Annotated in this window: 16 protein-coding genes; 13 read left to right on the top strand and 3 right to left on the bottom strand. The window is 74.1% G+C overall.

Annotated features, from left to right (window positions below; genetic code table 11):
• Nucleotides 1–227: 227 nt before the first annotated feature.
• Nucleotides 228–2,084, top strand: coding sequence for a sigma-70 family RNA polymerase sigma factor (locus tag EKG83_RS38425; protein ID WP_033430648.1), 1,857 nt, complete (start codon nucleotides 228–230; stop codon nucleotides 2,082–2,084).
• Between the two features lie 235 nt (nucleotides 2,085–2,319).
• Here the strand turns inward: EKG83_RS38425 and EKG83_RS38420 are convergent, their stop codons facing one another.
• Complete coding sequence (locus tag EKG83_RS38420) at nucleotides 2,320–4,194, bottom strand: ricin-type beta-trefoil lectin domain protein (RefSeq protein WP_051765548.1); 1,875 nt, start codon at nucleotides 4,192–4,194, stop codon at nucleotides 2,320–2,322.
• A 156-nt stretch (nucleotides 4,195–4,350) separates the two neighbouring features.
• Nucleotides 4,351–5,358, bottom strand: a complete 1,008-nt coding sequence (locus EKG83_RS38415) for a LacI family DNA-binding transcriptional regulator (RefSeq protein ID WP_033430647.1) — start codon at nucleotides 5,356–5,358, stop codon at nucleotides 4,351–4,353.
• Between the two features lie 135 nt (nucleotides 5,359–5,493).
• On the opposite strand from EKG83_RS38415, the gene gndA reads away from it, so the two are divergent.
• From gndA to EKG83_RS38400, 3 genes are all read left to right on the top strand, one after another.
• Entirely contained in the window at nucleotides 5,494–6,933 is a 1,440-nt protein-coding gene (gene gndA / locus EKG83_RS38410) for an NADP-dependent phosphogluconate dehydrogenase (protein WP_033430646.1), read from the top strand.
• 24 nt (nucleotides 6,934–6,957) lie between these two features.
• On the top strand, nucleotides 6,958–7,566 hold the full coding sequence (locus EKG83_RS38405) for a rhomboid-like protein (RefSeq protein ID WP_033430645.1): 609 nt from the start codon (nucleotides 6,958–6,960) through the stop codon (nucleotides 7,564–7,566).
• 327 nt (nucleotides 7,567–7,893) lie between these two features.
• Entirely contained in the window at nucleotides 7,894–10,098 is a 2,205-nt protein-coding gene (locus tag EKG83_RS38400; RefSeq protein ID WP_033430644.1) for a SulP family inorganic anion transporter, read from the top strand.
• 168 nt (nucleotides 10,099–10,266) lie between these two features.
• Here EKG83_RS38400 and EKG83_RS38395 read toward each other — a convergent pair whose 3' ends face one another.
• The gene (locus EKG83_RS38395) at nucleotides 10,267–10,587 is read right to left on the bottom strand and encodes a hypothetical protein (RefSeq protein WP_051765547.1); all 321 of its coding nucleotides are present in this window, start codon (nucleotides 10,585–10,587) and stop codon (nucleotides 10,267–10,269) included.
• Between the two features lie 182 nt (nucleotides 10,588–10,769).
• Here EKG83_RS38395 and EKG83_RS38390 point away from each other — a divergent pair, with 182 nt between their 5' ends.
• From EKG83_RS38390 to EKG83_RS38350, 9 genes are all read left to right on the top strand, one after another.
• Nucleotides 10,770–11,618 carry a helix-turn-helix domain-containing protein gene (locus EKG83_RS38390; protein ID WP_033430643.1) on the top strand — a complete coding sequence of 283 codons (849 nt, stop codon included), beginning with the start codon at nucleotides 10,770–10,772 and terminating at the stop codon, nucleotides 11,616–11,618.
• A 17-nt stretch (nucleotides 11,619–11,635) separates the two neighbouring features.
• A complete protein-coding gene (locus EKG83_RS38385; RefSeq protein ID WP_033430642.1) occupies nucleotides 11,636–11,827 on the top strand; it encodes a DUF397 domain-containing protein in 192 nt (63 codons plus the stop codon).
• A gap of 413 nt (nucleotides 11,828–12,240) precedes the next feature.
• Entirely contained in the window at nucleotides 12,241–12,894 is a 654-nt protein-coding gene (locus EKG83_RS38380; RefSeq protein WP_033430641.1) for a DedA family protein, read from the top strand.
• Between the two features lie 532 nt (nucleotides 12,895–13,426).
• Entirely contained in the window at nucleotides 13,427–16,285 is a 2,859-nt protein-coding gene (locus EKG83_RS38375; protein WP_033430640.1) for an AfsR/SARP family transcriptional regulator, read from the top strand.
• A 173-nt stretch (nucleotides 16,286–16,458) separates the two neighbouring features.
• Nucleotides 16,459–18,789: a chitinase C-terminal domain-containing protein gene (locus EKG83_RS38370; protein ID WP_051765572.1), complete on the top strand. Its 2,331-nt coding sequence runs from the start codon at nucleotides 16,459–16,461 to the stop codon at nucleotides 18,787–18,789.
• Between the two features lie 153 nt (nucleotides 18,790–18,942).
• Entirely contained in the window at nucleotides 18,943–19,116 is a 174-nt protein-coding gene (locus EKG83_RS38365) for a hypothetical protein (protein ID WP_153278709.1), read from the top strand.
• An 11-nt stretch (nucleotides 19,117–19,127) separates the two neighbouring features.
• The gene (locus EKG83_RS38360; protein WP_033430638.1) at nucleotides 19,128–22,106 is read left to right on the top strand and encodes a helix-turn-helix transcriptional regulator; all 2,979 of its coding nucleotides are present in this window, start codon (nucleotides 19,128–19,130) and stop codon (nucleotides 22,104–22,106) included.
• A gap of 348 nt (nucleotides 22,107–22,454) precedes the next feature.
• Nucleotides 22,455–23,207, top strand: coding sequence for an ABC transporter ATP-binding protein (locus EKG83_RS38355; protein ID WP_033430637.1), 753 nt, complete (start codon nucleotides 22,455–22,457; stop codon nucleotides 23,205–23,207).
• A gap of 4 nt (nucleotides 23,208–23,211) precedes the next feature.
• On the top strand, nucleotides 23,212–25,713 hold the full coding sequence (locus tag EKG83_RS38350; protein ID WP_033430636.1) for an ABC transporter permease: 2,502 nt from the start codon (nucleotides 23,212–23,214) through the stop codon (nucleotides 25,711–25,713).
• The last annotated feature ends 462 nt before the right edge of the window (nucleotides 25,714–26,175 follow it).

The following is a 26,175-nucleotide window of genomic DNA, read 5'->3' as shown; positions in this document are numbered from 1 at the left end:
CCCGCGCGTGTCCTCCACCCAGACACCGCGAGTCCTCCACCCAGACCGCGCGAGTCGAACGCTCAGACCCGTCGTGTCGAACGCTCAGCACCCCCGAGTTCAACGTTCGGCACCCTCGAGTTCAACGCTCAGCCCCCGCGCCGGGCGAACCGCGGCGAAGTTCTGGTTATCGTGTCGCCCACTGACCGTCTCCGGTGGGTAAGCCCAACTCGGCCGAGAGGATCGGTATGCGCACACCAGGGGACGCCGCGGCGGTCACGGCCGCCCAGCGCGGTGAGCCGGGCGCGCTGGACGCGCTGGTGGCGGCCTACCTGCCGCTGGTCTACAACGTCGTCGGGCACGCCCTCGGCGGCCACCCCGACACCGACGACGTGGTCCAGGAGACCATGCTCCGCGCCGTGGACGGCCTGTCCCGCCTGGAGCGGCCCGAGTCGTTCCGGTCGTGGCTGCTGGTCATCGCCCTGAACCAGGTCCGCGACCGCCACCGGCGCAACCAGCCGCTCCCGGTCGACCACGAGCTGCTGGACCGGGCGGACCCCGGCGCCGACTTCGCCGACCTCGCCATCACGCGCCTGCACCTGACCGGCCAGCGCCGGGAGGTCCTGGCCGCCACCCGCTGGATCTCCGACGACGAGCGCGAGCTGCTGTCGCTGTGGTGGCTGGAGCAGGTCGGCCGGGTCACGCGCGCCGAGCTGGCCGCGGCCCTCGGCATCACCCCGCAGCACGCCGCCGTGCGGGTGCAGCGGATGAAGGCGCAGCTCGACGCGGCCCGCGTGGTCGTGCGCGTGCTGGCCGCGCCCCGGTGCGGCGAGCTGACCGACGTGCTCGCCGACTGGGACGGCAGGCCGAGCGCGCTGTGGCGCAAGCGCATCGTCCGGCACGCCCGCGAGTGCCGCCGGTGCGGTCGCGGGTTCGACGACCTGGCCGCCGTGGACGGCCTGGTGGCCCGCATCCCGCTGGTGCCGCTGCCCGCGGGGTTCGCCCTGGCCAACCCCGCCGCGGTCCACCCCGACCTGGCCGACCCCGACCCGACGGCACCCCACCCGGCGGCACCCGACCCGACCGCCCCCGGCGCAACCCCGGTCAAGTCCGGCTTCTGGGCGCACGCGGCCGCCAAGCCGCTGGTCGCGGCGGCCACCGTGGCGGCGGTGGCGGGCGCGGTCGCCCTGCTGCCGCCCGACCCGGCACCGCGGCCGGTCCCGGTGGCCGCGCCGATCGCCGCCACGACCACCACCCTCGTGCCCGCCACCGCGTCGAGCGCCCCCGCGACGACGACCACCACCACGACCACGACGACCACGACCACCGCCCAACCGACCGTAGAGGCACCACCCGCACCCCTCCCGGCGGCCAAGTCGACCAAGAAGGGCGTCAGCACCTGGCGCTTCGACGGCGTGACCCGGGCGCTGTCCGACGTCGGCGCGGGCTGGTTCTACAACTGGGCCACCACCCCGGAGGACGTGCAGGCGCCGCCCGGCGTGGAGTACGTGCCGATGATCTGGGGCGAGAAGACCGCGACCCGGGCCAACCTGGACGCCGTCCGCGGCCAGGGCACCACCCTGCTCGGCTTCAACGAACCGGACCTGGCCGAGCAGGCGAACATGACCGTGGAGCGGGCGCTGGACCTGTGGCCGGGCCTCCAGGCGACGGGGATGCGCCTGGGCAGCCCGGCCGTGGCGTACGGCGCCGACCGGGAGGGCGGCTGGCTCGACCGGTTCCTGGCCGGCGCCCGCGCCCGCGGCCTGCGCGTCGACTTCATCGCGCTGCACTGGTACGGCTCGGACTTCGGCCCGGCCGCCGTCGGCCACCTCAAGGGCTACCTGGACGCCGTGCACGCCCGGTACGGCCTGCCGATCTGGCTGACCGAGTACTCGTTGATGGACTTCTCGGGCGGCGGCGTGCGCTACCCGGGCGCGCGGGAGCTGGCCGACTTCGCGGGCGCCTCGTCGCGGATGCTGGAGGGCCTGCCCTACCTGGAGCGCTACGCGTGGTTCGCGCTGCCGGCCGACAAGCCCGGCACGGGCCTGTACGCGCCCGGCGGCACCCCGAACCCGGCGGGTGAGGCGTACCGCGCCACCGGGTGACGCGCGGTCACCGGGTTCCCGTCGCCACCGATGACGGGGACGAGGCTCCCGTCGCCGCCGGTCGTGCGGCGGTGACGGGGATCGGCCCGCCCGCCACGACCGGTCGTGCGGTCGCGGCGGGCGGGCCGGTCACCTGACGGGCCGGGGGCCCGACCACCCGGCCGCCGCCGTGGGTGGGGCGGTCGGGACCCCCGGTCCGGGCCCCGGCGGGATCACCCCGCGGGGCGGTCCGGGGTCAGCCGACGTTCCACTTCTGGTTCGCCGCGCCCGTGCAGGTCCACAGCTGGAGCCTGGTGCCGTCCGCGCTGGTGTTGCCGGTGACGTCGAGGCACTTGTTCGCCGCCGGGTTCACCAGGTCGCGGCCCGCCGTGTAGGTCCACTGCTGGTTCGCGGTGCCCCCGCAGCTCCACAGCTGGAGCTGCGCGCCGTCGCCGGTGGCGCGGTCCTTCACGTCCAGGCACTTGCCCAGCGCGCGCACGGTGCCGTCGCCGGGGCGCGACCACTGCTGGGCCGCGCTGCCGTTGCAGGTGTGGAGCTGCACGGGCGTGCCGTCGGCCGAGCTGCCGCCCGCCACGTCGACGCACTTGCCCGCCAGGCCGGTGATCGAGCCGCCGGGCGCGCTGCCCGGGGTGCCCTGCCAGGTGAACGTGGCGGTGGTGCGCGCGGGCAGGCTGTAGGTGAACGACTGGGTGCCCCAGTTCACCCGGACCGACTGCGCCGAGGTGCCGCCGTTGTGCGCGATGAGCGCCTTGGAGCCGTCGGGGTTGCGGTAGGCCACGTTCTGCACGGTGCCGTTGGCCGTCGAGTCGATCCGGTGCGCGCCCGGCTTCACGAACTTGGTCAGGTGCCCGGTCGTGTAGTACTCGATCGTGTAATCCACCTGGCCGGCCCGCGACCCGCCCTCCTGCACCGTGATCAGGCCGGTGCACGTGCCGCAGCCGCCGTTGTGCGGGCCCATGTTCTGGTTCAGCGCCAGGCTCCACTTGACCAGGCTGGAGCTCCAGTTGCGGGCGTAGTTGACGATGTCGGCCATGTCCTCGTTGTGCTGGTTCGAGATCCACGTGCCGCCGGAGTGCTCGGTGCTGAACTGCTTCACGCCCGGGTACTGGTCGTGCACCTGCGTGCCCACGGCCGGGTCGCCGAAGTAGCCGTGCCAGGCGATGCCGCCGAACAGCGGGTCGTTGCGCACGCCCGCGTCACCGAGCACGGCCGCGCCGAAGTTGGCGTAGTCGCCGTAGTTCCAGTCGTGGACCAGCACCTTCGTGGTGATGCCCGCCGCGCGGAACGCCGGGTAGACGTGGTTCTTGGTGAACTCGACCAGCCCGGAGGGGTTCCAGCTCATGCCGGGGTAGTTCATCGCGGTCGGGTTGGACGCCTGGCAGCAGTTCGGCTCGTTCTGCACGGAGATGTAGTCGACCGGCACGCCGGCGGCCTGGTAGCTCTGCACGTACTTGACCAGGTACTGGGCGTAGGTGGGGTAGTGCTCCCACTTCAGCCAGCCCATCTGGTCCATGCGGCCGTTGTCCTTCATCCAGCCCGGCGCGCTCCACGGCACGCCCTTGACCCGCAGCTGCGGGTTGAGCTGCTTGGCCTGCTGGGTCAACAACCGCACGTTCGTGTCATAGCCGTTGGCGCCCCAGTCGTTGAGGTCGCAGCACGTGTCGTCGAGCGACACCATGCCGGGCCGGGACAGGTCCGAGGCGCCGATGGGGTTGCGCACGAACGACAGGCCGATGCCGTCGACCGGGTGGAAGAGCCTGCGCATCACCGCGTCCCGGGTGGCCGCGGAGACCGGGCCGCCGCGCAGCAGGTACGCGGTGGTGTCGGTGATGGACGCGCCGCCGCCCTCGAACTGCTGGTAGGTGACGCCCTCGTTGACGGTGATGGTGTGGGTGGCGGAGCCGCCGCCGGTGCCGAACGCGACCGGGCTCTGCTGCTGGAGGCCCCGGGTGACGACCCGGCCGCCGCTGTCGGAGGTGGTCGTCAGGTACACGTTGACCGTCTCGCCCGCGGCGACTGCCAGGGGCGGGGAGGCGGCCGTGACGGCGGCGGCCGCGGTCAGCGCGACCGCGGTGGCGCTGGTGAAGGCCCGAAGGCGGGAAGAGGGCACCCCGGACTCCTTTCACGACGTTGTGGGCAGGGAGCGTCGGCGGCTGTAACAACTGAAAATTTCATGGAACACATCCGCACGGAAAAGGAAACAATGACCCCGTACGGGTGTCAAGACCGCGCCGCGAGCCCGGTAAATACCGGAAAAACCACCCGCTCAGCGGTGCGGCACGGGCCCCGTCGACGCCCTGACCACCAGTTCCGTGGCCAGCTCCACGTGCAACGCCTCCAGCTCGTGCCGGTCCAGGAGGCGCACCAGCAGGGTCACGGCCATCCGGCCCATCTCCTGCAACGGCTGCCGCACCGTGGTCAGCTCCGGCCGGGTGGCCCGGCTCAGGTCCAGGTCGTCGAAACCGGCCACCGACACGTCGCCGGGCACGGACAGCCCGCGCTCCCGGGCCGCCCGCAACGCGCCCACGGCCATCTTGTCGTTGAACGCCACCAGCGCGGTCGGCCGCTCGGGCAGGTCCAGCAGCTCGCCCGCGACCCGGTGGCCCTGCTCGTCGGTCGGCTCGTCCACGTGCCGCAGCAGCTCCGGCGAGGGCAGCACGCCCACGTCCGACAGCGCCGCCGCGTACCCGGCCAGCCGCCCGTCGCTCGCCTGCCAGTCCCGGGGCCCGCCCAGCACGCCGATCCGCCGGTGCCCCAGCTCCACCAGGTGCGCCATCAGCCGCCGCGCGCCCGCGAAGTGCGCCGCGGACACCGACGCCACGTCGCGCGGCAGCTCCGTGCGCGGGTCCACCACCACGAACGGGAACCGCCGGTCGCGCAGCCGCACCAGCTCCTCGGCCGGCTCCGGCGGCAGGATCAGCACCGCGCCGCCCACGTCGGCCCGGCCCGCGAGGTCCGGCAGCACCCGCGCCCGCTGCGCCGAGGTGCCCGCGCTGAGCACCACCTGGTGGCCGTGCAGGGCCAGCGTCTCGGCGACCGAGGACACGATCAGGCCGAAGTAGTCGGTGAGCAGGTACGGGCAGCGCACGTAGATCGAGCCGGTGGGCTTGGCGCCCCGCGGCCTCGGCGCCCGCGCGCCGAGCTGGTCCACGGCCCGCAGCACCGCCTCGCGGGTGTGCTGGGCGACGTTGGCCTGGCCGTTGAGCACCCGCGAGACCGTGGCGATCGACAGCCCCGTCGCCCGCGCCACGTCCCGCACCGTCGCCCTGCTCATGCGCACCCCCGGTTCCACATTTGTTTCACGATGTTACAGACCCGCCGTGGAGGTCCGAAGTCGATCTGGGGCAGTGAGCGCGCAATGGGCGCGCGTGCGTGCGCGCGGGCGCGGTTTTCGGCAATCTTGGGTCCCATGAACACCTCCGAGGCACCCGCGCGGATCGCCGTCACCGGGCTCGCCGTCATGGGCAGCAACCTGGCGCGCAACCTCGCCCGGCACGGCTACCGCGTCGCCGTGCACAACCGCAGCCACGCCCGCACCAAGGCGCTCGTCGAGGAGCACGGCCACGAGGGCGACTTCGTCCCGGCCGAGACCCTGGAGGAGCTGGTCGCGAGCCTCCAGACCCCGCGCCAGATCATCATCATGGTCAAGGCCGGCGCCCCCACGGACGCCGTGATCGACGAGCTGGTGCCCCTGCTGGAGCCCGGCGACATGGTCATCGACGGCGGCAACGCCCACTACGCCGACACCCGCCGCCGCGAGGCGAGGCTGAAGGAGGCCGGGCTGCACTTCGTCGGCGCCGGCATCTCCGGCGGCGAGGAGGGCGCGCTCAACGGCCCGTCGATCATGCCCGGCGGGTCGCCCGAGTCCTACAAGCACCTCGGGCCGGTGCTGGAGGACATCGCCGCCAAGGTGGACGGCGTGCCGTGCTGCGTCCACGTCGGACCGGACGGCGCCGGGCACTTCGTCAAGATGGTGCACAACGGCATCGAGTACGCCGACATGCAGCTCATCGCCGAGGCGTACGACCTGCTGCACCGCGTCGGCGGCCAGACGCCCGCCCGGATCGCCGAGGTCTTCCGCGGCTGGAACTCCGGCGACCTGGAGTCCTACCTGGTCGAGATCACCGCCGAGGTGCTGGGGCACGTCGACGCCGACACCGGCTCGGCGCTGGTGGACGTCATCGCCGACGAGGCCGAGCAGAAGGGCACCGGCCGCTGGACCGTGCAGGAGGCGCTGGAGCTGGGCGTGCCGGTGACCGGCATCGCCGAGGCGGTGTTCGCCCGGTCGCTGTCCGGCCGGGTAGACCAGCGGCGCGCCGCGCGCGAGGCGCTGGGTGCCGCCGAGGTCACCCCGCAGCCCGACGAGTCGCTGGTGGAGGACGTGCGGCGGGCGCTGTACGCGTCCAAGGTGGTCGCCTACGCGCAGGGCTTCGACCAGATGCGCGCGGCCGGCGCCGAGTACGGCTGGGACCTGGACCTGGGCGCGATGGCCACCATCTGGCGCGGCGGCTGCATCATCCGCGCCCGCTTCCTCGACCGCATCCGCGAGGCTTACGACAAGAACCCGGACCTGCCGTCGCTGCTGGTCGACGAGTACTTCCGGGACGCGGTGAAGTCGGCGGAGGAGGCGTGGCGGCGGGTCGTGGTGAAGGCGGTGTCCGCCGGCGTGCCCGCGCCCGGGTTCGTCTCCGCGCTGGCCTACTACGACGCCCTGCGCTCGGAGCGGCTGCCCGCGTCGCTCGTCCAGGGCCTGCGCGACTTCTTCGGCGCGCACACCTACCGGCGCACCGACCGCGAGGGCAGCTTCCACACCCTCTGGTCGGGTGACAGGTCCCAAGTGGACGCTTGATCCCCGGCTCGGGATCATGGCCGGGTGCGTGAGCGCTTCCGGCGGAACCCCGTCGCGGCCGGCTACCTGTCGGCCGTGGCGGGGCTCGCGCTGCTGATGCGGTTCGTGTTCGACGACGGGATGTCGGCGCAGATCCACGAGTCGCTCAGCGCCAACACCGACAACCTCGCCGACCACCCGGCGACCGCCCTGCTGGGCAGCGCGTTCGTGCTCGACCCCGGCGCCGGTGCGCTGCGCACCGCGCTCGTGCTCGCGGCCGCGGCGGTGTGCCTGGGGCGCTTCGAGCGCGAGGTCGGCCCGTGGCGGGCGGGGGCGGTGGCCGCGGTCGGGCACGTCGGCGCGGCCCTGGCGGCCGCGGCCGCCACCTCCTCGGGCGCCTACCCGACCGACCTGTCCGCCGTGGTGGCCGTCGGGGTCGACGACGTGGCCCTCGCGGCGGCCGGCGCGGTGACCGCGCTGGTGCCGCCGGTGCTGCGCGCGCCGTGGCTGGCCCTGGTGGTGACCTGCCCCCTGATCGGCGCGCAGTGGTACGGCGCGGTGCCCGGCTCCGAGGCGGTCGGGCACGTCTCGGCGGCCGTCCTGGGCGCGGCGGGCGGCGCCCTCGCGGTGCGGCGGGCCTTCGCCGGCCGCTGAGGTTCCGCGGCTCGTCACCAGCAGTGACGGTCACCCCGTTGATCAACACGACCGGGTGGAACGACTGTCAGGCCGGCCACCTCGTCGTTCATGATGGTGGGGACGCGACCTCAAGCGACGCGGCTGTGCCGACACGTCCAGTGTGCCGACACGGAGGTGCCACCGTGGCGACCGCCCACCACCGCGCCGGGGCCGAGTGCCGACCCGCATTCTCCTGGCCGCGGCTCACGCTGCCCTTAGCCACGCGCTGAAGGCCCCACCCACCTTCCCCGCCCCGCGCCCCGACGCGCGCGGGGCGTCGACCCCGTGCTGCCCGAGAGGACCCCCGTGAACCGACCACGCCCCAACAAGTCCCACGCCGGCGAGCACACCACGGCCGGCCCGCCGGGCGGCCTCGCCGGCGTGCTGCGCCACGACCTGCCCGCCTCGGTGGTGGTGTTCCTGATCGCGGTCCCGCTGTCGCTGGGCGTCGCCGCCGCGACCGGCGCGCCGCTGATGGCGGGGCTCGTCTCCGCGGCCGTCGGCGGCGTCGTCGCGGGCGCGCTCAGCGGGTCGCCGCTGTCGGTCAGCGGGCCGTCCGCGGGCATGGTGGTGGTCATCGCGGGGGTCATCGCCGAGCACGGCTGGGCCGCCACCGCCGCCATCACCCTCGCCGCCGGCCTCGTCCAGGTGGTGCTCGGCCTGCTCAAGCTGGGGCGGCTGGCGCTGTCGCTGTCCCCGGCCGTGGTGCACGGGATGCTCGCCGGGGTCGGCCTGAGCATCGCCGTCGGCCAGTTCGCCGTCGTCCTCGGCGGCACGGCGGCCACCTCCGTGCTCGACAACCTCGCCCGCGCGCTCACCACCGAGGTGAGCTGGGCCGCCGTGCTGGTCGGCGCGCTGACCGTCGCGGTGCTGCTGCTGTGGCCGCGCCTGCCGCGCACCGCGCTGCTGCCCGCGCCGCTGGTGGCCGTGCTCGCCGCGACCCTGGCCACCGGCGGGCTGGACGTGGCGCGCGTCGACCTGCCCGACGACCCGCTGGCCGGGCTGGCGCTGCCGCAGCTGCCGTCCGGCGACCTGGGCGGCGTGGTGCTCGCGGTGCTGGTCGTGGCCGTGGTGGTGAGCATGGACTCGCTGCTGTCGGCGGTCGCGCTGGACAAGCTGCACGACGGGCCGCGCGCCGACCTCGACCGCGAGCTGGTCGCCCAGGGCGCGGCCAACGCGGTGGCGGGCGTGCTGGGCGGGCTGCCGGTGTCCGCGGCGATCGCGCGCAGCTCCACCAACGTGGCCGCGGGTGCGCGCAGCCGCGCGTCGACCGTGCTGCACGGCCTGTGGATCGCGCTGTTCGCGCTGGCGCTCGGGTCGGTGCTGGAGCTGATCCCGCTGGCCGCGCTGGCGGGCGTGCTGCTGGTGGTCGGGCTGCGGCTGGTGAGCGTGCCGCGGATGCGGGCGCTGTGGCGGCACGGCGAGTTCACCGCCTACGCGGTCACCGCGCTGGGCGTGGTGGCGCTCGGGCTGGTGGAGGGCGTGCTGCTGGGCGTGGCCGCGGCGGCGGTGCGGTCGCTGCACCGGCTGACCCGCACGTCGGTGCGCGTGGAGCCCGAGCCGGACGGCTGCCGGGTGGTGATCCGCGGTTCGCTGGTGTTCCTCGGCGCCGGGCGGCTGGTGCGCGGGCTGCGGTCGGTGCCGCTCGGGCAGCGCGTCGTGCTGGAGCTGCACATCGACTTCCTCGACCACGGCGCGTACGAGGCGATCGACGAGTGGCGCACCGGCTACGAGCGGCTGGGCGGGCAGGTCGAGGTCGACGAGGTGCACGACACGTGGTTCAGCAAGGCCACCCGCGGCATCCCGGCGCTGCGCAAGACGCCGATGTCGCCGCCGCCGAGGTGGTTCGCGCCGTGGTCGCACTGGCAGCGGCAGCGCGCGGTGACCGTGCCGCGGCAGCGCGAGGACGCCGACCCGATGATCCGCGGCATGCACGAGTTCGAGCGGACCACGGCGCCGCTGGTGCGGCCGTTCCTGGCGGAGCTGGCGGCGCGCGGCCAGCGGCCGCGGCAGCTGTTCATCACGTGCGCCGACTCGCGCGTGGTGCCGAACCTGATCACCACCAGCGGGCCCGGCGACCTGTTCTGCGTGCGCAACATCGGCAACCTGGTGCCGCTGGACGGCGACGCCTCCGTCGGCGCCGCGATCGAGTACGCGGTGGAGGTGCTGGCGGTCAAGACCATCGCGGTGTGCGGCCACTCCGACTGCGGCGCGATGAAGGCCCTGGTCAACGGCTCGGCCCGGCCGGGCTCCCGGCTGCACGAGTGGCTGCGCGCCGCCGAGCCGAGCCTGATCCGCTTCCACGCGGCCTCGTCGGAGCTGCCCGCGGTCGAGCACCTGGCCGTGGCCAACGTCGCCCAGCAGCTGGACAACCTGATGACCTACCCCAGCGTGCGCGAGGCCGTCTCGGCGGGCGCCCTCCACCTGGTGGGCATGTACTTCGACATCTCCGCGGCGCGCGTCTACCTGGTGGACCCGACCCAGGCCGCCCTCCGCCCGGTCCACACCTGACCGCGAGTCGAACGCCCAAGCCCCGCGTGTCGAACCCCCAGGACCCCCGAGTTCAACGCTCAGGACCGGTGAACTCCACGTTCGGAGCCGGGCGGGGGTGCGCGAACGTGGAACTCGGGTGGTCGGGAGGTTCGACTCGCGGGGTCTGGAGGTTCGACTCGCGCGGGGTCAGCTGACTCGGTGTAGGTGTGTGCGGGTGTCGGTGGGGTCGTCGTCGAAGGTGGTCAGGCAGAGCTGGGTGGTGAGGTAGGCGCGGCAGGGGGCGGGGAGGCGGCGGCTCCACCAGCGCGTGCGGCAGGTGCGGCAGCGGCCGTGCTCGTCGGGGGTGTGCTCGTCCAGGAGGGCCTTCACGGCGGCCACGACGCGCGGCATTTCGCTGCGGGCCAGGTCGGCCGCCGTCTCGTCGTCGCCGGTCGAGGCCAGGTGGACCAGCGTGGCCAGGTGTTCGCGGAGGGACTTGTCGAGCTGGCTGAAGACGGTGCCGGACACCTTCAGCGCTCCTTCCCGGCTGTCGTGGGGTTCCAGCGGTGCGGGGCGTGTGCCCCAGCAGCCTCCGTCCGGCCCACAGCCATCTGCAAGTTGCAGTACACGAACGGATGACCTGCCTTTGCTCCATCTGCGCACCGCCACAAACTGGGAACCGATCACCCCAGGAGCAGGAGGAGGTGCCGATGCCACGGGGCAGCAGTCCGACGCTGCGCAGGCGCCGGCTGGTCGGCGAGCTGCGCCGACTGCGCGAGGCGGCCGAGCTGACCATCGAGGAGGTGGGCGAGCGCCTGGAGTGCTCCGCGTCCAAGATCAGCCGCATCGAGACCGGCCGGGTCGGCGTCACGCCGCGTGACGTCCGCGACATGCTGATGGCCTACGGCGCCGACCCCGACACGTGCGACGAGCTGGTGCAGCTGGCCCGCGAGGCCCGCCGCAAGGCGTGGTGGGACGAGTTCGGCGACATCGCGCCCGGCCGCTACGTCGGCTTCGAGGCCGACGCCGAGTCGGTGCGCACCTACCAGGGGCTGATGGTGCCCGGCCTGCTCCAGTCCGAGGCGTACACCAGGGCGCTGATCCGCGACGTCCTGCCCGGCGCCTCACCGGCCGAGGTCGACCGCCGGGTCAAGCTGCGCAAGGCCCGCCAGGCCCTGCTCACCGAGGACGACCCGCTGCGCCTGCACGTCGTCGTGGACGAGGCCGCGCTGCGCCGACTGGTCGGCGGCCGCGAGGTGATGGCGGAGCAGGCGCACCGGCTGAACGCCATCGGTGAACTCCCCAACGTCACCCTCCAGGTGGCCCCTTTCACCGCGGGCAGCCACGCCGCGATGGACGGCCCCTTCGTCATACTGACCTTTCCGGAGAAACTGGACCCGGACGTGGTATACATCGAAAGCTCACGAAGCGACGTCTATTTGGAACAGCCTTCCGACGTCGCCAGGTATTCCAACACGTTCGCGCGGCTCTGCGCTGAATCACTCGACCCGGTGATGTCGGCCGACCTGATCGAGCAGGTGGCGCGCGAGCTCACCTGAACCAGGAGTGAACTGCCATGCAGCGAGAGTGGCGGAAGAGCAGCCGGTCGTCCGCGGGCGGGCCGGAGTGCGTGGAAATCGCGCTCGGCGCCTCGGGCGCGGGCGTGCGCGATTCGAAGGACCGAAGCGGCGGCGAGCTGGACTTCGGGGCCGCGCAGTGGGCGCGCTTCGTCGCGACGGTGAAGGACGGCGCGTTCGACCTGGGCTGAAGGACGTAATGCCGGGCTGAAGGGTGTAGTGCTGGACTGAAAGGTGTGATGTTCGGCTGAAGGGCGTAATGCTCGGCTGGAAGAAGTAATGCTGGGCTGAAAGGCGCAGTGCGCCGAAAGGCCCGGTGCGGGGGCGTGCCCGAGGGTGCGCCCCCGCACCGCGCCCGCCCCTGCCCCTCGGCCACCCCTGACTCTCGGCCACCCCCGGTACGACCGAAGTCTGGTTCGTCGTCCGACCGTGGTCCGATGCGCTCGCCTCACCCGGTTCGGTGAGATCTCCCCGGAACGGGTGACACACGACGAGTGCGTGCTGGACCCGGGCCGTTCGAACCGCCGCAACCCGGCAGCCCTACCCTGCGCGACGGCCGCCGTCGGGCGGCGCGCGACCACGACGAAATCCCGGGGGACGAACCATGGCCTTGCTGACCGACGCCCTGGAGGGGCTGGCCGGTCTGCCCCAACCCGCCGTGCTGGCGGTGACGGGCGCGCTGACGCTGGCGGAGTGCACGCTCGGCGTGGGCTTCATCGCACCGGGCGAGAGCGCCCTGCTGCTGGCCTCCACCACGGTGACCTCGGTGCCGAGGTTCCTGGTCATGTGGCTGGTGGTGTCGGTCTGCGCCGCGGTCGGCGACAGCGTCGGCTACTTCCTCGGCCGCCGGTACGGCGACCGGCTGCGCGACAGCAAGGTGGTCCGCAAGCTCGGCCAGGAGCACTGGGACCGGGCCGGCGAGCTGCTGCGCCGCCGCGGCGCGTGGGCGGTGCTGGTCGCCCGGTTCATGCCGGTGGTGCGGACCCTGGTGCCCGCCAGCGCCGGTGCCTCCAAGCTGGAGTACCGCCGGTTCCTGCCCGCCTCGATCGCGGGCGCGGTGAGCTGGTCGGCGCTGCACATCGGCATCGGTTCGGCGGCCGGGGCCTCGGCGAAGTACATCGAGTCCGTGTTCAACGGCGTGATGTGGGTCCTGCTCGGGCTCGCCGTCGTGGTCGGCGCGGTGGTGGTGCTGCGCCGGCGCAAGGCCGCGGCGCGGCAGGGGCGGCTGCCGGAGCCGGAGCTGGAAGAGGTCGCCTGAGCGACCCGCCTGGCGACGCCTCGGGGTGACGCGCTTGGGCCGCGTGTCTGGCAACGCCTCGGGCAACATGCCCGGCATCGCCCCGGCAACATGCCCGGCAATGCCCCGGCAACATGCCTGGCGACGCCTTGGCCGACAGGCCGCGCAACGCCCGTGAACAACCCGCCTGAGCAGCGCGAATGGGCCGCGGTCGGGGGTTCGGATCCCGACCGCGGCCCGTTCACTGGGGGGAGGGCAAGGGAGGAGGACCACCCCCTACCGGGTGGCCCGACTCCGGTGGTTCAGGGACGAGGGCGGGCCGGCGTTCCGCCGCCGCGGGCTGGATGCCCCTTGCACGCCGGCCTGCCCTCGTCGTTCTGGGGGAGCAGCGGGTGATCCGCTGTCCGGTCCAACCTCCCCCACCGGGGTTCGCCCTGTGTGGTTGGTCGGACACGCTTAGCGTAAGAATGCGGCTACAGGACGACTGGAGCCGGACTGAAGTGATCTCCTAGGCTTGGTCGTGAGCGAGGGACCTTCGGCGGGGGATCGGTCGGTGGACAAGCACGGCGGGGAGCACCTGCGGTTCGAGGTGCTGGGCCTGCTCCGGGCGGTGCGCGGTGGCGAGGAGGTCGACCTCGGCGCCGCCAAGCAGCGCGCCGTCCTGGCGGTGCTGCTGCTGGCCCGCAACACCCCGGTGAGCCGGGACCAGATCATCGAGGCGGTGTGGGGCGACCACCCGCCCAGCAGCGCGGTCAACCTCGTGCAGACCTACGTGGCCGGCCTGCGCCGCGCGCTGGAGCCCAGCCGCGCCCGCCGCGCCCCGGCCGAGCTGCTGACCTCCGTCGGCGACGGCTACCTGCTGCGGGTCGAGCGCAACGCGGTCGACCTGGAGGACTTCGAGCGCCGCGTCGCGGCGGCGGCCCGGCTGCGCGCCTCGGGCGACCCGGTCTCGGCCGCCGCGGAGCTGGACGGGGCGCTGGAGCTGTGGCGCGGTGAGCCGCTGGGCGGCGTGGTCGGCCTGTTCGCCGAGGTCGAGCGCGGCCGGCTGGTCGAGCGGCGGCTGGCCGTGCTGGAGGACCGGGCCGAGCTGATGCTGCTGATCGGGCGCGGCGCGGAGCTGGTGCCGTCGCTGACCTCGCTGGTCGGTGAGCACCCGCTGCGCGAGCGCGGGCACGGCCTGCTGATGCGGGCGCTGTGCCAGGCCGGGCGGCAGGCCGAGGCGCTGGCCGCCTACCGCGAGGCGCGCGCCGTGCTGGTGGAGGAGCTGGGCGTGGAGCCCGGCCCGGAGCTGCGCAAGCTGCACCAGGCCGTGCTGGCCGGGGACAACCCCGAGCCGGAGCCGCCGACCCGGCCGATGGCGCTGCCCGCCGGCGCGGAACCGGTGCCGCCCTCGCCCATCACGCCCGCGCAGCTCCCGCGCGCCTCGGTCACCCTCATCGGGCGCGACGGGGAGCTGGAGCGGCTCGACGGCCTGCTGGCGGACCACCCCGACGGCGGGCTGGTGCTCGTGGTCACCGGTCCCGCGGGCGTGGGCAAGACGGCGCTGGCGCTGCACTGGGCGAACCGGGTGCGCGAGGACTTCCCGGACGGCCAGCTCTACGTCGACCTGCACGGCTACGACCCCAACCAGGAGCCGCTGGGCGCGGGTGAGGTGCTCAACCGGTTCCTGCGCACGCTGGGCGTGCCGTCGCCGGACATCCCGGTCACCGTGGAGGAGCGGTCGGCGCTGTTCCGCACGCTCATCGCGGACCGGCGGATGATCGTGATGCTGGACAACGCGCGCGGCTCCACCGAGCTGCTGCCGCTGCTGCCCGGCCCGCCGTCGTGCGTGGTGGTCACGTCCCGGCGGCGGCTGGTCGGCCTGGTGGCGCACGCCGAGGCGCGGCTGGTCGAGCTGGACATGCTGGACCTGGACGCGGCGGTGGCCGTGGTGGGCCGGGTGGCCGGCCGGGACGGCACGGAGTCGGCCGCGCTGCGCCGGCTGGCCGTGCTGTGCGACGGGCTGCCGCTGGCGCTGCGGATCGCCGCCGCCCGGCTGGCGGTGTCGCCGACGCTGAAGGTGGCGGAGCTGGTCGCCGAGCTGGACGACGAGCACGGCAGGCTCGCCGCGCTCGGCCTGGAGGACGAGGACTCCACGGTGCGAGCGGCGCTGGACGCCTCGCGGCGGGCCCTGTCACCGCTGCCCGCGCGGCTGCTGGCGCTGCTGGGCCTGCACCCCGGGCCGGACGTCACCGCGTTCGTGGTCGCCGCCATGGCGCGGGTGCGCGTGTCGGAGGCGCAGCGCGCGCTGGACGCGCTGACCGCGGCCAACCTGCTCTCGCTCAACGAGACCGGCCGCTACGGCGCGCACGACCTGGTGCGCGTCTACACCCGGACGCTGGCCGCCGAGCTGGCGCCGGACGAGCGCGGGTCGGCCACCAGCCTGATGCTCGACTACTACCTGCACTGCGCGGACCTGGCGGACGGGCAGCTGCCCGTGGCGCGGGGCAACAGCGTGCGGGTGGCGCCCGAGCACAAGCCCGCCGAGGTGCCGAAGCTGACCGGTTCGGCCGAGGCGATCGCGTGGCTGGAGGCCGAGCAGGGCAACATCATCGCCGCCGCCGAGCTGGCCGCCGAGGGCGGTGAGCGGGCGTGGCTGGTGCACGCCTGGCAGTTGCCGTACGCGCTGTCGCGGTTCTTCTGGCTGCGCGCCGACCGGTCGACGTGGCTGCGCATGACCGAGACCGCGCTGAAGGCGGCGGCGGAGCTGGGCGACCCCGAGGCGCGGTTCGTGATGCTGTTCAACTCCGGGATCGCGCTGGCGCAGGTCGGGCGGGTGGACGAGTCGCTGGTGCGGCACCGCGAGGCGCTGGAGGTGGCGCGCGCGTCCGGGGACGTGAACGCGCAGGCACGGGCGCTGACCACGGTCGCGGACATGCTGCAGGGGCTGGGGCGGGTCGACGAGTCGGAGGCGTCCTACCGGGAGGCGCTGGAGGCCAGCAGGCTGGCCGGGTCGCGGTGGGCCGAGGCGAACGCGCACCACAACCTCGGGCTGCTGCACCTGGCCACGCGGCGGTACGGCGAGGCGGGGACGTGGCTGCGGGCGGCGGTCGGGATGTACCGCGAGGTGGGCGAGCAGTGCGGTGAGTCGACGTGCCACGCGGACCTGGCCATGGTGCTGCTGGAGTCGGGGGAGCACGCGGAGGCGGTGACCTCGGCGCGCACCGCGCTGTCGGTCGCCTCGGCGGCGGCCAGCCCGTACCACCTGGCGGTCGCGCACGACCGGTTGGCGATCGTGTTCGAGCGGCAGGGGTTGCCGGGTGCGGTGGCGCACTGGCAGCGGGCGCTGGCGCTGTTCACCGAGTTGAACGCGCCGGAGGCCGATCAGGTGCGGGCGCGGTTGGCGCGGGCGCGGGCGGCCACCGCGGTCTGAGCCGCCGGACCCCGCCCCGCCCTTGCCCCTCTGCCGACCTCACCCCCGGACGCGGCACCCGCCCACCCACGTGATCGGTTGAGTGGTCTGGACCTATTGACACCAAGGTCTAGACCTATTTACGTTTCGGTGGCTGCGTCGAGGCCGCCGCCTGGTGCAGGAGGTACCCGGTGGTGTCCCGAAGAAGGTTCCTGCCGCTGCTCGCGACGATCGCCACGGCGGTCGGTCTCGCGGTGGCGGTCGTCGCCCCGTCCACGTCCAACGCCGCCGCGGGGGAGGAGTGCCGCCCCGACGGCCTCTACCAGACCCCCGGCGTCGCCGTCCCCTACTGCTCGGTCTACGACACCGAGGGCCGGGAGTCGCTGGGTCCCGACCACTCCCGCCGCGTCATCGGCTACTTCACGAGCTGGCGGACCGGTGGCAACGGCGCCCCCGCCTACCTGGTGCCCGACATCCCGTGGACCAAGGTCACGCACCTGAACTACGCCTTCGCCCACCTGGACGCGCAGTACCGCGTGTCCGTCGGCGCCGACGGCCCGGACAACCCGGCCACCGGCATGACCTGGCCGGGCGTCGACCTCGACCCGTCCCTGCCGTACAAGGGTCACTTCAACCTCCTGACCAAGCACAAGAAGCAGCACCCGAACGTCAAGACGCTGATCTCCGTGGGCGGCTGGGCCGAGACCGGCGGCTTCTTCAACCCCGACGGCACGCGCAACGCCAGCGGCGGCTTCTACAAGCTCGGCGCGCAGCCCCAGGCGACCGTCGACGCGTTCGCCGACTCGGCCGTGCGGTTCATCCGCGCCTACGGCTTCAACGGCGTCGACATCGACTACGAGTACGCCACCTCGAACAACCACGCCGGCAACCCGGACGACTTCTGGATCTCCAACGCCAACCGCGGCACGCTGTGGGCCGGCTACGAGAAGATCATGAAGGCGCTGCGCGAGAAGCTGGACCGCGCCTCGGCCGAGGACGGCAGGCACTACCTGCTCACCGCCGCCGTGCCCGCGTCGGGCTGGCTGCTGCGCGGCCAGGAGGCGTACCAGGTCACCCGGTACCTGGACTACGTCAACATCATGTCCTACGACCTGCACGGCTCGTGGAACCACTTCGTCGGCCCCAACGCCGCCCTGTACGACGACGGCAAGGACGGCGAGCTGGCCGCGGGCGGCGTCTACACCGCGCCGCAGTACGAGGGCATGGGCTACCTGAACACCGACTGGGCCTACCACTACTACCGCGGCGCCATGCAGGCCGGGCGGATCAACATCGGCGTCCCGTTCTACAGCCGCGGCTGGCAGGGCGTCACCGGTGGCACCAACGGGTTGTGGGGCCGGGCCGCGCTGCCCGACCAGACCAGGTGCCCGGCCGGCACCGGCTCCAGCGTCGGCAGCACCACCCCGTGCGGCAACGGCGCGGTCGGCATCGACAACCTGTGGCACGACTCCACCGCCGGCGGCGCGGAGGTGCCCAGCGGCGTGAACCCCCTGTGGCACGCCAAGAACCTGGAGAACGGCATCACGCCGGACTACCTGGCGAAGCACGGCCTCGACCCGGTCAACGACCCGACCGACCGGCTCACCGGCACCTACAAGCGGTTCTACGACAGCACGCTCACCGCGCCGTGGCTGTGGAACGCCGACAAGAAGGTGTTCCTGTCCACTGAGGACGAGCAGTCCATCGCCGCGAAGGCGAAGTACGTGGCGGACAAGGGCATCGGCGGCGTGATGATCTGGGAGCTGGCCGGCGACTACCGCTTCGACGCCGCCAGGGGCCAGTACACCGTCGGCGACACGCTGCTCACCAAGATCAACGACGGCCTGCGCGGCGCCGCGCCGTACGGCAGCCGCAAGGCCGCCGGGCCCACGCCGTCCGACGTGCTCGACGTCTCCGCCACCGTCTCCGGGTTCGCGCTCGGCGACAACAACTACCCGATCACGCCCAAGCTGAAGCTCACCAACAACTCGACCACCACCCTGCCGGGCGGCACGAGGATCGAGTTCGACTACGGCACCAGCGCGCCGGGCGGCATGGCCGACCAGTCCGGGTTCGGGCTGCGGGTCACCGCCAAGGGCCACTCCGGCTCCAACGTCGGCGGCCTGAGGGGCGACTTCCAGCACGTCGAGCTGACCCTGCCCACGTGGCAGCCGCTGGCGCCGGGCGCCTCGGTGGACGTCGCGCTGAGCTACCAGCTGCCCATCGCCTCGCCGTCGAACTTCAAGCTCACCTTCGGCGGCAAGTCCTACGCCATCGCCTCCGACCACCCGCGCGGCGGCACCGGCGGCCCCGACCCCACCGGTACCACGACCACCACGACCACCACGACCACCAGCCAGCAGCCGAACTGCACCGCGCCCGCCTGGGACCGCGCCAAGGCATACGGCGGCGGCAACGAGGTCTCCCACCGCGGCAAGCGCTGGCAGGCCAAGTGGTGGACGCAGGGCGAGGAGCCCGGCACCACGGGCGAGTGGGGCGTGTGGCGCGACCTGGGCGCCTGCTGACCCTCGTCGGCGCCCTCAGGCACCCCTTACCCGCCGGCTGCGGTCCCTTACGCCGGCGGGTAAGGGGATCCACCTCCCGGACCACGTGAACCACCGATGTCCCGCCGTGCGCCTCAGGGCGAACCTCCTCGGTACCGAAACGAGGAGGAAGTCATGGAGTGGACGCCCGAGGCCCTGAAGGCGGAGATCGACTACCGGCAGGCCGCGCTGCGCGAGGAGGCCGCCCGCGACCGCGTCTCCCGGCGGCCCGCGCGGTCGAAGCGCCCGTGGTGGCGCCGGCACCCGGAGGTGCCCGAGCCGCGAAATGGTCGCCGTGAGGCCGCCTGAGGTGTGACAACATGCCAGGTGTGGCACGCCTCGGTTCCGGAATCCCCCTGGTGGCGCGTGGCCGGGAGCTGACCAGGCTGCGCGTCGCCCTCGACGAGGCCGCCCGCGGCCAGGCCGGCGCGGTCCTGGTCGCGGGCGACGCCGGGGTCGGCAAGACCCGCCTGGTGGACGAGCTGGCCGCGGTCGCGGGTGACGCGCTCGTGCTCACCGGGCGGTGCCTGGACGTGGGCGAGACCGGCCTGCCGTACCTGCCCTTCACCGAGGCGCTGGGCCAGGTGCGGGAGGCCGGCCTGCTGGACGTGGCCGCCCGGCCCGCCCTGGGGCTGCTGCTGCCGGAGCTGGCGCTGCCGGTCGGACCCGACGGCGGCCGCGCCGTCTCGGGCCTGCCCTCGGTGCTGATCGGGCGCCGCCCCGAGCAGGACGTGGGCCAGCTCCGGCTGTTCGACGCGGTGCACGGGCTGCTCGGCGAGCTGGCCGAGCAGCGGCCGGTGCTGCTGGTCCTGGAGGACCTGCACTGGGCCGACACCTCCACCCGCTACCTGCTGCAGTTCCTGCTGTCCCGGCTGCGCGCGCAGCGGCTGCTGGTGGTCGCCACCTACCGGTCGGACGACCTGCACCGCAACCACCCGCTGCGGCCCCTGCTCAACGAGCTGGTGCGGCTGCCCGCCGTGCAGCGGCTCGACCTGACCCCGCTGAGCGCGATCGACTCGCGGTCGTTCGTCGCGGCGCTGGCCGACGACCTGCCCGACGACGTGGTGCTGGAGGTCGCCGAGCGCTCGGACGGCAACCCGTTCTTCGCCGAGGAGCTGATCGCGGTCGCCACCTGCGGCGACGGCCGGGTGCCGTGGACGCTGGCCGAGGTGCTGCTGGCCCGGATCGAGCGGCTGGGCGCGGACGCGCAGCACGTGGTGCGGGTCGCGTCGGTCGGCGGCCGGTCGGTGCGGCACGACCTGCTGCGGGACGTGGCCGGGCTGGACGACGTGGCGCTGGACGGCGCGCTGCGCGAGGCGGTGCAGCACCACGTGCTGCTGGTCCAGCGGGACGAGGTCTACACGTTCCGGCACGCGCTGCTGCGCGAGGCCGTCCACGGCGACCTGCTGCCCGGCGAGCGGGTGCGGCTGCACGCCGCGTACGCCGACCGGCTGGCGTCCGCGGGCGGGCGGGGCACGTTCGCCGCGCTGGCCCACCACAGCCTGGAGTCGCACGACCTGCCGCGGGCGCTGCGGGCGTCGGTGGAGGCGGCGCGGGAGGCGCAGGCGGCCGGTGCGCCCGCCGAGGCGCTGCGGCACCTGGAGCAGGCGCTCAAGCTGTGGCCGGCGGTGCCCGGGGACGCGCGGCCTGCGGACGTGACCGAGCTGGTGCTGGTGCGGCGGGCGTCCTGGGCCGCCGGGACGGCCGGGCAGCCGGAGCGGGCCATCGCGTTCGCCCGGACCGCCACCCGGATCGTCGACGAGTCGGACCCCGAGGGCGCGGCCGAGGTGTGGCGGCGCTTCGCGCAGGCGTTGCAGGTGCTCGACGGCAACGACGACGAGATGTACGACGCGGTGCGGCAGGCGTGGCGGCTGGTGCGGGAACGGCCGGCGTCGTACGCGCGGGCGTGGGTGCTGGCGGTGTGGGCGGCGGCGCTGCGGCAGGACCGCGAGTACGCCGAGGCGCGGGAGCGGGCCGAGCTGGCCGTGGCGGACGGCCGCGCGTCCGGCGCGGAGTCGGCGGTGGCGGACGCGCTGACCACGCTGGGCCTGCTGGAGGAGCCCGAGGGCGAGGTGGCGCGGGCGCGGGAGCACCTGACCGCGGCGGTGGCGTGCGCGATGGAGGCCGACGCGGCGGGCACCGAGCTGCGCGCCCGGTACTTCCTCGGCCTGCACCACTACGACCTGGGCGAGCTGGCCGAGGCCGCGCGGGTGTTCGACGAGGGCGTGGCGCGGGCCAGGGAGACCGGGCTGACCTGGAGCTCCTACGGCCTGGAGCTGCGCGTCCTGCACGTGTTGACCGGCTACTACACCGGCGGGTGGGACGGTGCGGCGGCCGCCGCCGAACCGCCCGGCCTGCGCGTGTCCAGCACGGTGTCCGCGCGGCTCGCGGCGGCGGGCACGCACGTGACGGTCAGCCGGGGCGAGTTCGAGCAGGCCGAGCGGATGATCCGGGAGCTGCGCTCGGACTGGCACCGGGACCTCCAGATCGCGCTGATCACCGGCGGCACCGGGGCCGAGCTGGCGCTGTGGCGCGGGCAGCCGGAGGTGGCCGTGGAGCGGGTCGCGGACGCCATCGAGTGGTCCGGCCGGGAGCGCGAGTGGTCCCTGGCGGGCATCCGGCTCGCGGCGCTGGGCATCGCCGGGTACGCCGACCTGGCCGCGCGGGCGCGCAGGCGGCGGGACCGGCCGGCCGAGGACGCGGCGGTGGCGGCGGGCCGCGAGCTGCTGGCGTACGCGCGGACCACGGCCGAGCTGGGCACGCCGCGCACGGGCCGGCTGGGGCCGGAGGGCCTGGCGTGGCTGGCGCGCGCGGCGGCGGAGGAGTCGCGGCTGACCGGGCCGGGGGACCCGGGTGCGTGGCTGGCGGCGGTCGACGGGTTCGGCTACGGGGCGGTGTTCGAGCAGGCCGTGTGCCGGTGGCGGGCGGCCGAGGCGCTGCTGGCCGTCGACCGGCGCGAGGAGGCGGTGGCGCAGCTCCGGCCGGCCGCGGCGGTGGCCGACCGGCTGGGCGCGGAGCCGTTGCGGGAGGCGCTGGACCTGGTGGCGCGGCGGGCGCGGGTGGCGTTGCGGGACACCGCGCCGCGCGACCGGGTGGACCCGTTCACGCCGCGGGAGCGGTCGGTGCTGGAGCTGGTGGCGCGGGGGCGCACCAACCGGCAGGTCGGCGAGGAGCTCTACATCTCGGAGAAGACCGTCAGCGTCCACCTGAGCCGGATCATGTCCAAGCTGGGCGCGAGCCGCCGAGCCGAGGCCGTCGCCAACGCCTTCGACCGAGGTCTCCTCGACCTCCCCGAATAACCCCACCTCCGCGCGTGTCATGCCTCCAGCCCCGGCGTGTCATGCCTTCAGCACCCGCGTGTCATGCACTCAGACCCGATGAGTTCTGCATTCGCGGCCCGGCAGCGGCGTCAAATGTCGAGTTCGAGGGTGCTGAGTGCATGACACGCCGGGCTTGAGTGCATGACACGCCGGGCTTGAGTGCATGACACGCGGGGGCTGGGGGCATGACTCGCGCGGGGTCAGACTGGAGGGGGAGGCGGGTCATACCGGCGGTGGATGGGGGGTTCGGTCGGTGAGGTGACGATCGGTGAGGCGCGGCGCTCGTAGGTTCGTTCCCGTTCAGGCAGGTCTAGGGAATGAGGGAGCATGTCCGCACTGGTGTCCGACATCGGGACCGGCACCGCCGCCGCGGCCGCGAACCTGGTCAAGGTGTACGGCAGCGGCGACACGGCCGTCCGGGCGCTGGACGGGGTCAGCGTCGCGTTCCAGGCGGGCCGGTTCACCGCCATCATGGGCCCGTCCGGCTCCGGCAAGTCCACGCTCATGCACTGCCTGGCCGGGCTGGACGGCGTCGACGGCGGCACGGTCCAGATCGGCGGCACCGAGATCACCTCGCTGGGCGACAAGGAGCTGACCAGGCTGCGCCGCGACCGGGTCGGGTTCATCTTCCAGGCGTTCAACCTGCTGCCCACGCTCTCCGCGGAGCAGAACATCCTGCTCGGCCTGGAGCTGGCGGGCCGCAAGCCCGACCGCGAGTGGTTCGACACCATCGTCGACGTGCTGGGCCTGCGCGACCGGCTCCGGCACAAGCCCAGCGAGCTGTCCGGCGGCCAGCAGCAGCGCGTGGCCTGCGCCCGCGCCCTGGTCGCCCGCCCCGACGTGGTGTTCGCCGACGAACCGACCGGCAACCTCGACTCGCGCTCCGGCGCGGAGGTGCTGGACTTCCTGCGCATGTCGGTCCGCAAGCTCGGCCAGACCGTGATCATGGTGACGCACGACCCGGTCGCCGCGTCCTACGCCGACCGCGTGGTGCTGCTCGCCGACGGCCGGCTGGCCGGCGAGATCGACAACCCCACCGCTGACTCCGTGCTGTCCGCCCTGAAGCACCTGGGCGCGTGACCTGATGCTGCGCACCATCCTCGCGGGCATCAGGGCCCGCACCGCGCGACTCGTGCTGTCCTCGGTCGCCATCGCGCTCGGCGTCGCGTTCGTCACCGGCACGCTCGTGCTCGGCGACGCGATGAAGGCGAGCCTGAACGACGAGTTCGCCCGGGGCGCCCGCAACGTCGACGCCTCCGTCACCTACACCGGCTCGGACCGGGACGGGGGCATCACCCCGGAGGCGCTGGAGGCCGTCCGGCGGGCACCGGGCGTGGCCGGGGCCGACGCGCGCGTCAGCACGCAGGTGCCGCTGATCGGCACCGACGGCAAGGCCCGGCCCGCGTGGGCCGCGTCCGTGGCCACCACGCCGGAGCTGCGCGAGGTCGACGTCGCCGAGGGCCGCCACCCGACCGCGGACGACGAGATCGCGGTCGACGAGCGCACCGCCAAGTCGGCCAAGCTCACCGTCGGCGGCACCGTGGTCCTGCTCGGCGAGGACGACGCCCGCCACACGTTCAAGCTCGTCGGCACCTACACGCAGGGCGGCACCGAGGCCGTGCTGGGCGGCGGCGACCACGTGGCGCTCACGACCGGCGCGCTGCGGACCGTCGAACCCGACCTGCTGCCCTACCAGGTGGTGGTCGCCGCGGCACCCGGCGTCTCGCAGCAGCAGCTGGTGGAGAACCTGCGCCGCGCCCTCGGGGACACCGGGTTCGGGTTCCAGACCGGTGAGGACCTGACGCGGGAGCAGTTGGCGCAGATCGGCTCGCAGGCCGCGGAGTTCACCTCGGTGCTGCTGGCGTTCGCGCTGATCGCGCTGGTCGTCGCGGCCATGGTCATCTACAACACCTTCACCATCCTGGTCGCCCAGCGGACCCGCGAGCTGGCCCTGATGCGGTGCGTCGGCGCGAGCCGCGGCCAGGTGTTCCGGGGCGTGCTGGTCGAGGCCGTGGTGATGGGCCTGGTGGCGTCGGTGATCGGCCTGTTCGCCGGGCTCGGCGTGTCCGCGCTGCTCCAGGTCGTGATCAACTCGTTCGAGGACGGCTCGACCGGCGTCCGCCTGCCCATGTCGGTGACCACGGTGCTGGCCGCGTTCGCCGTCGGCACGCTGGTGACCGTGCTCGCCGCGGTGCTGCCCGCCCGCAAGGCCACCCGGGTCGCACCGGTGGCCGCGCTGCGCAGCCAGCCCGACAGCGGCGAGGAGGTCCGGCGCACCGGCGTGCCGCGCGTGCTGGCCGCCGCGCTGCTCGGGGCGGGCGGCGTCGGCCTGGTCGTGGCCGGGCTGGGCATGAACGGCGAGGACATGGGCGCCTACCTCAGCGGCGCGGGCACGATGGCGCTGCTCGCCGCGGTCGTGGTGCTCGGACCGCTGCTCGTCGGCCCGGTCAACGGCGTGCTCGGCGCGCTGCCGCGGGCGCTGTTCGGCGTGCCCGCCAAGCTGGCCTCGGCCAACGCGGGCCGCAACCCCAGGCGCACCGCCGCGACGACCGCCGCGCTGATGATCGGCGTGACCATCGTGGCGATGGTGACCGTGGTCGCCAACAGCGCCCGGGAGACCGCCGCCGCCGAGGTCGAGCAGCGGATGCCCGCCGACTACACGGTCACCTCGGCCCTCTACGACCGGCCGCTGCCGCGCGAGCTGGCCGAGCAGCTGGCCGCCCTGCCCGAGGTCGCCGAGGTCGCGCCGACCACCACCGTGTACGGCGACCGCGCGTACTTCACCGGCATCGGCCGCGACGCGCTGGGCAGCCTGTTCCGGCCCGCGGTGGTCAGCGGTTCGCTCGACGACCTCACCGAGGGCACGATCGCGCTGCGCCAGGAGTACGCGCAGGAGCAGGGCCTGGGGGTCGGCTCGACGGTGACCGTCAAGGCGGGGGACGCGGAGCAGGCGCTGAAGGTGGTGGCCGTGGTCAGCGGCAACCGGATGGCCGACGGCGTGATGACCCTGGAGACCTCGCAGCGGTTCCCCGGCGCCCGCGAGGGCTACGACAGCGTCCTGATCAAGCTGCGCGACGGCGCGGTCGACGGCCGGGCGGCCGTGGAGGAGGTCACCGACGCGTCGCCGCTGGCCGTGCTCGACAGCGCGGCGGAGACGAAGGACCAGCTCGACCAGCAGCTCAACCAGGTGCTCGCGTTCATCTGGGCGCTGATCGGCCTGGCGGTGGTGATCGCCCTGTTCGGCATCGCCAACACGCTGACGCTGTCGGTGCTGGAGCGCACCCGCGAGTCGGCGCTGCTCAGGGCCCTCGGCCTGACCCGCGGCCAGTTGCGGCTGATGCTGGTGGTCGAGTCGATCCTGATGGCGCTCATGGGCGCGGTGATCGGGGTGGCGCTGGGCGTGGGGTTCGGCTGGGTGATCAACCGGGCCGTGTCCACCGAGGACGTGTCGATCGACCTGGTGGTGCCCTTCGGGCAGCTGGGCGTGATGCTCGCGGCCGCCGTGGTGGCCGCGGTGCTCGCGGCGGCGCTGCCCGCGCGGCGCGCCGCCCGGACCTCGGTGATCGCGGGGATCGCCGAGGCGTAGCAGGGGGAGGCGGCCCGCTCCTCTTCGGGGGAGGAGCGGGCCGCCCGCGCGCGTGGCTCGGGTCGGCGGGTCCGGCAGGAGCGGGAGCAGCCAGAACGCCGCCATCACGCACCGCGCCCGCGAACCCGGCGCCCACCGACCGCCACGCCTCACCGGGTGCGGGCGACGCGGTGGCGGTCACCCCGTCCGGCCGCACCGGGCGCGGGGCGCCGCCCGACAACCTGCCCGACAGGCGGGTCGTGGCGCATCCGGGCGACGGCGAAAGCGGCTCCGGTGCCGGGCGCGTGTCGTCGGCGGGTGTGCGGACGGGGCAGGCCGGCCGGTGCGGTGCGGGTCACAAAAAATATCCCGAGCGCGCGTCATAACCCCGCGCACCTCCCCTCTAACCAGGTGCGGCGTGGCCCGAGCGAGGGCCGGGCCACGCCGCGTCCGGCCGCCGAACCCCTCACGTGAAGTGACAAT

Origin of the sequence: Saccharothrix syringae (assembly GCF_009498035.1) — a bacterium.
Lineage (GTDB): Bacteria > Actinomycetota > Actinomycetes > Mycobacteriales > Pseudonocardiaceae > Actinosynnema > Actinosynnema syringae.
Note: the sequence above shows the minus strand (reverse complement) of the source record. Positions and strands in the feature narration are given on the sequence as shown.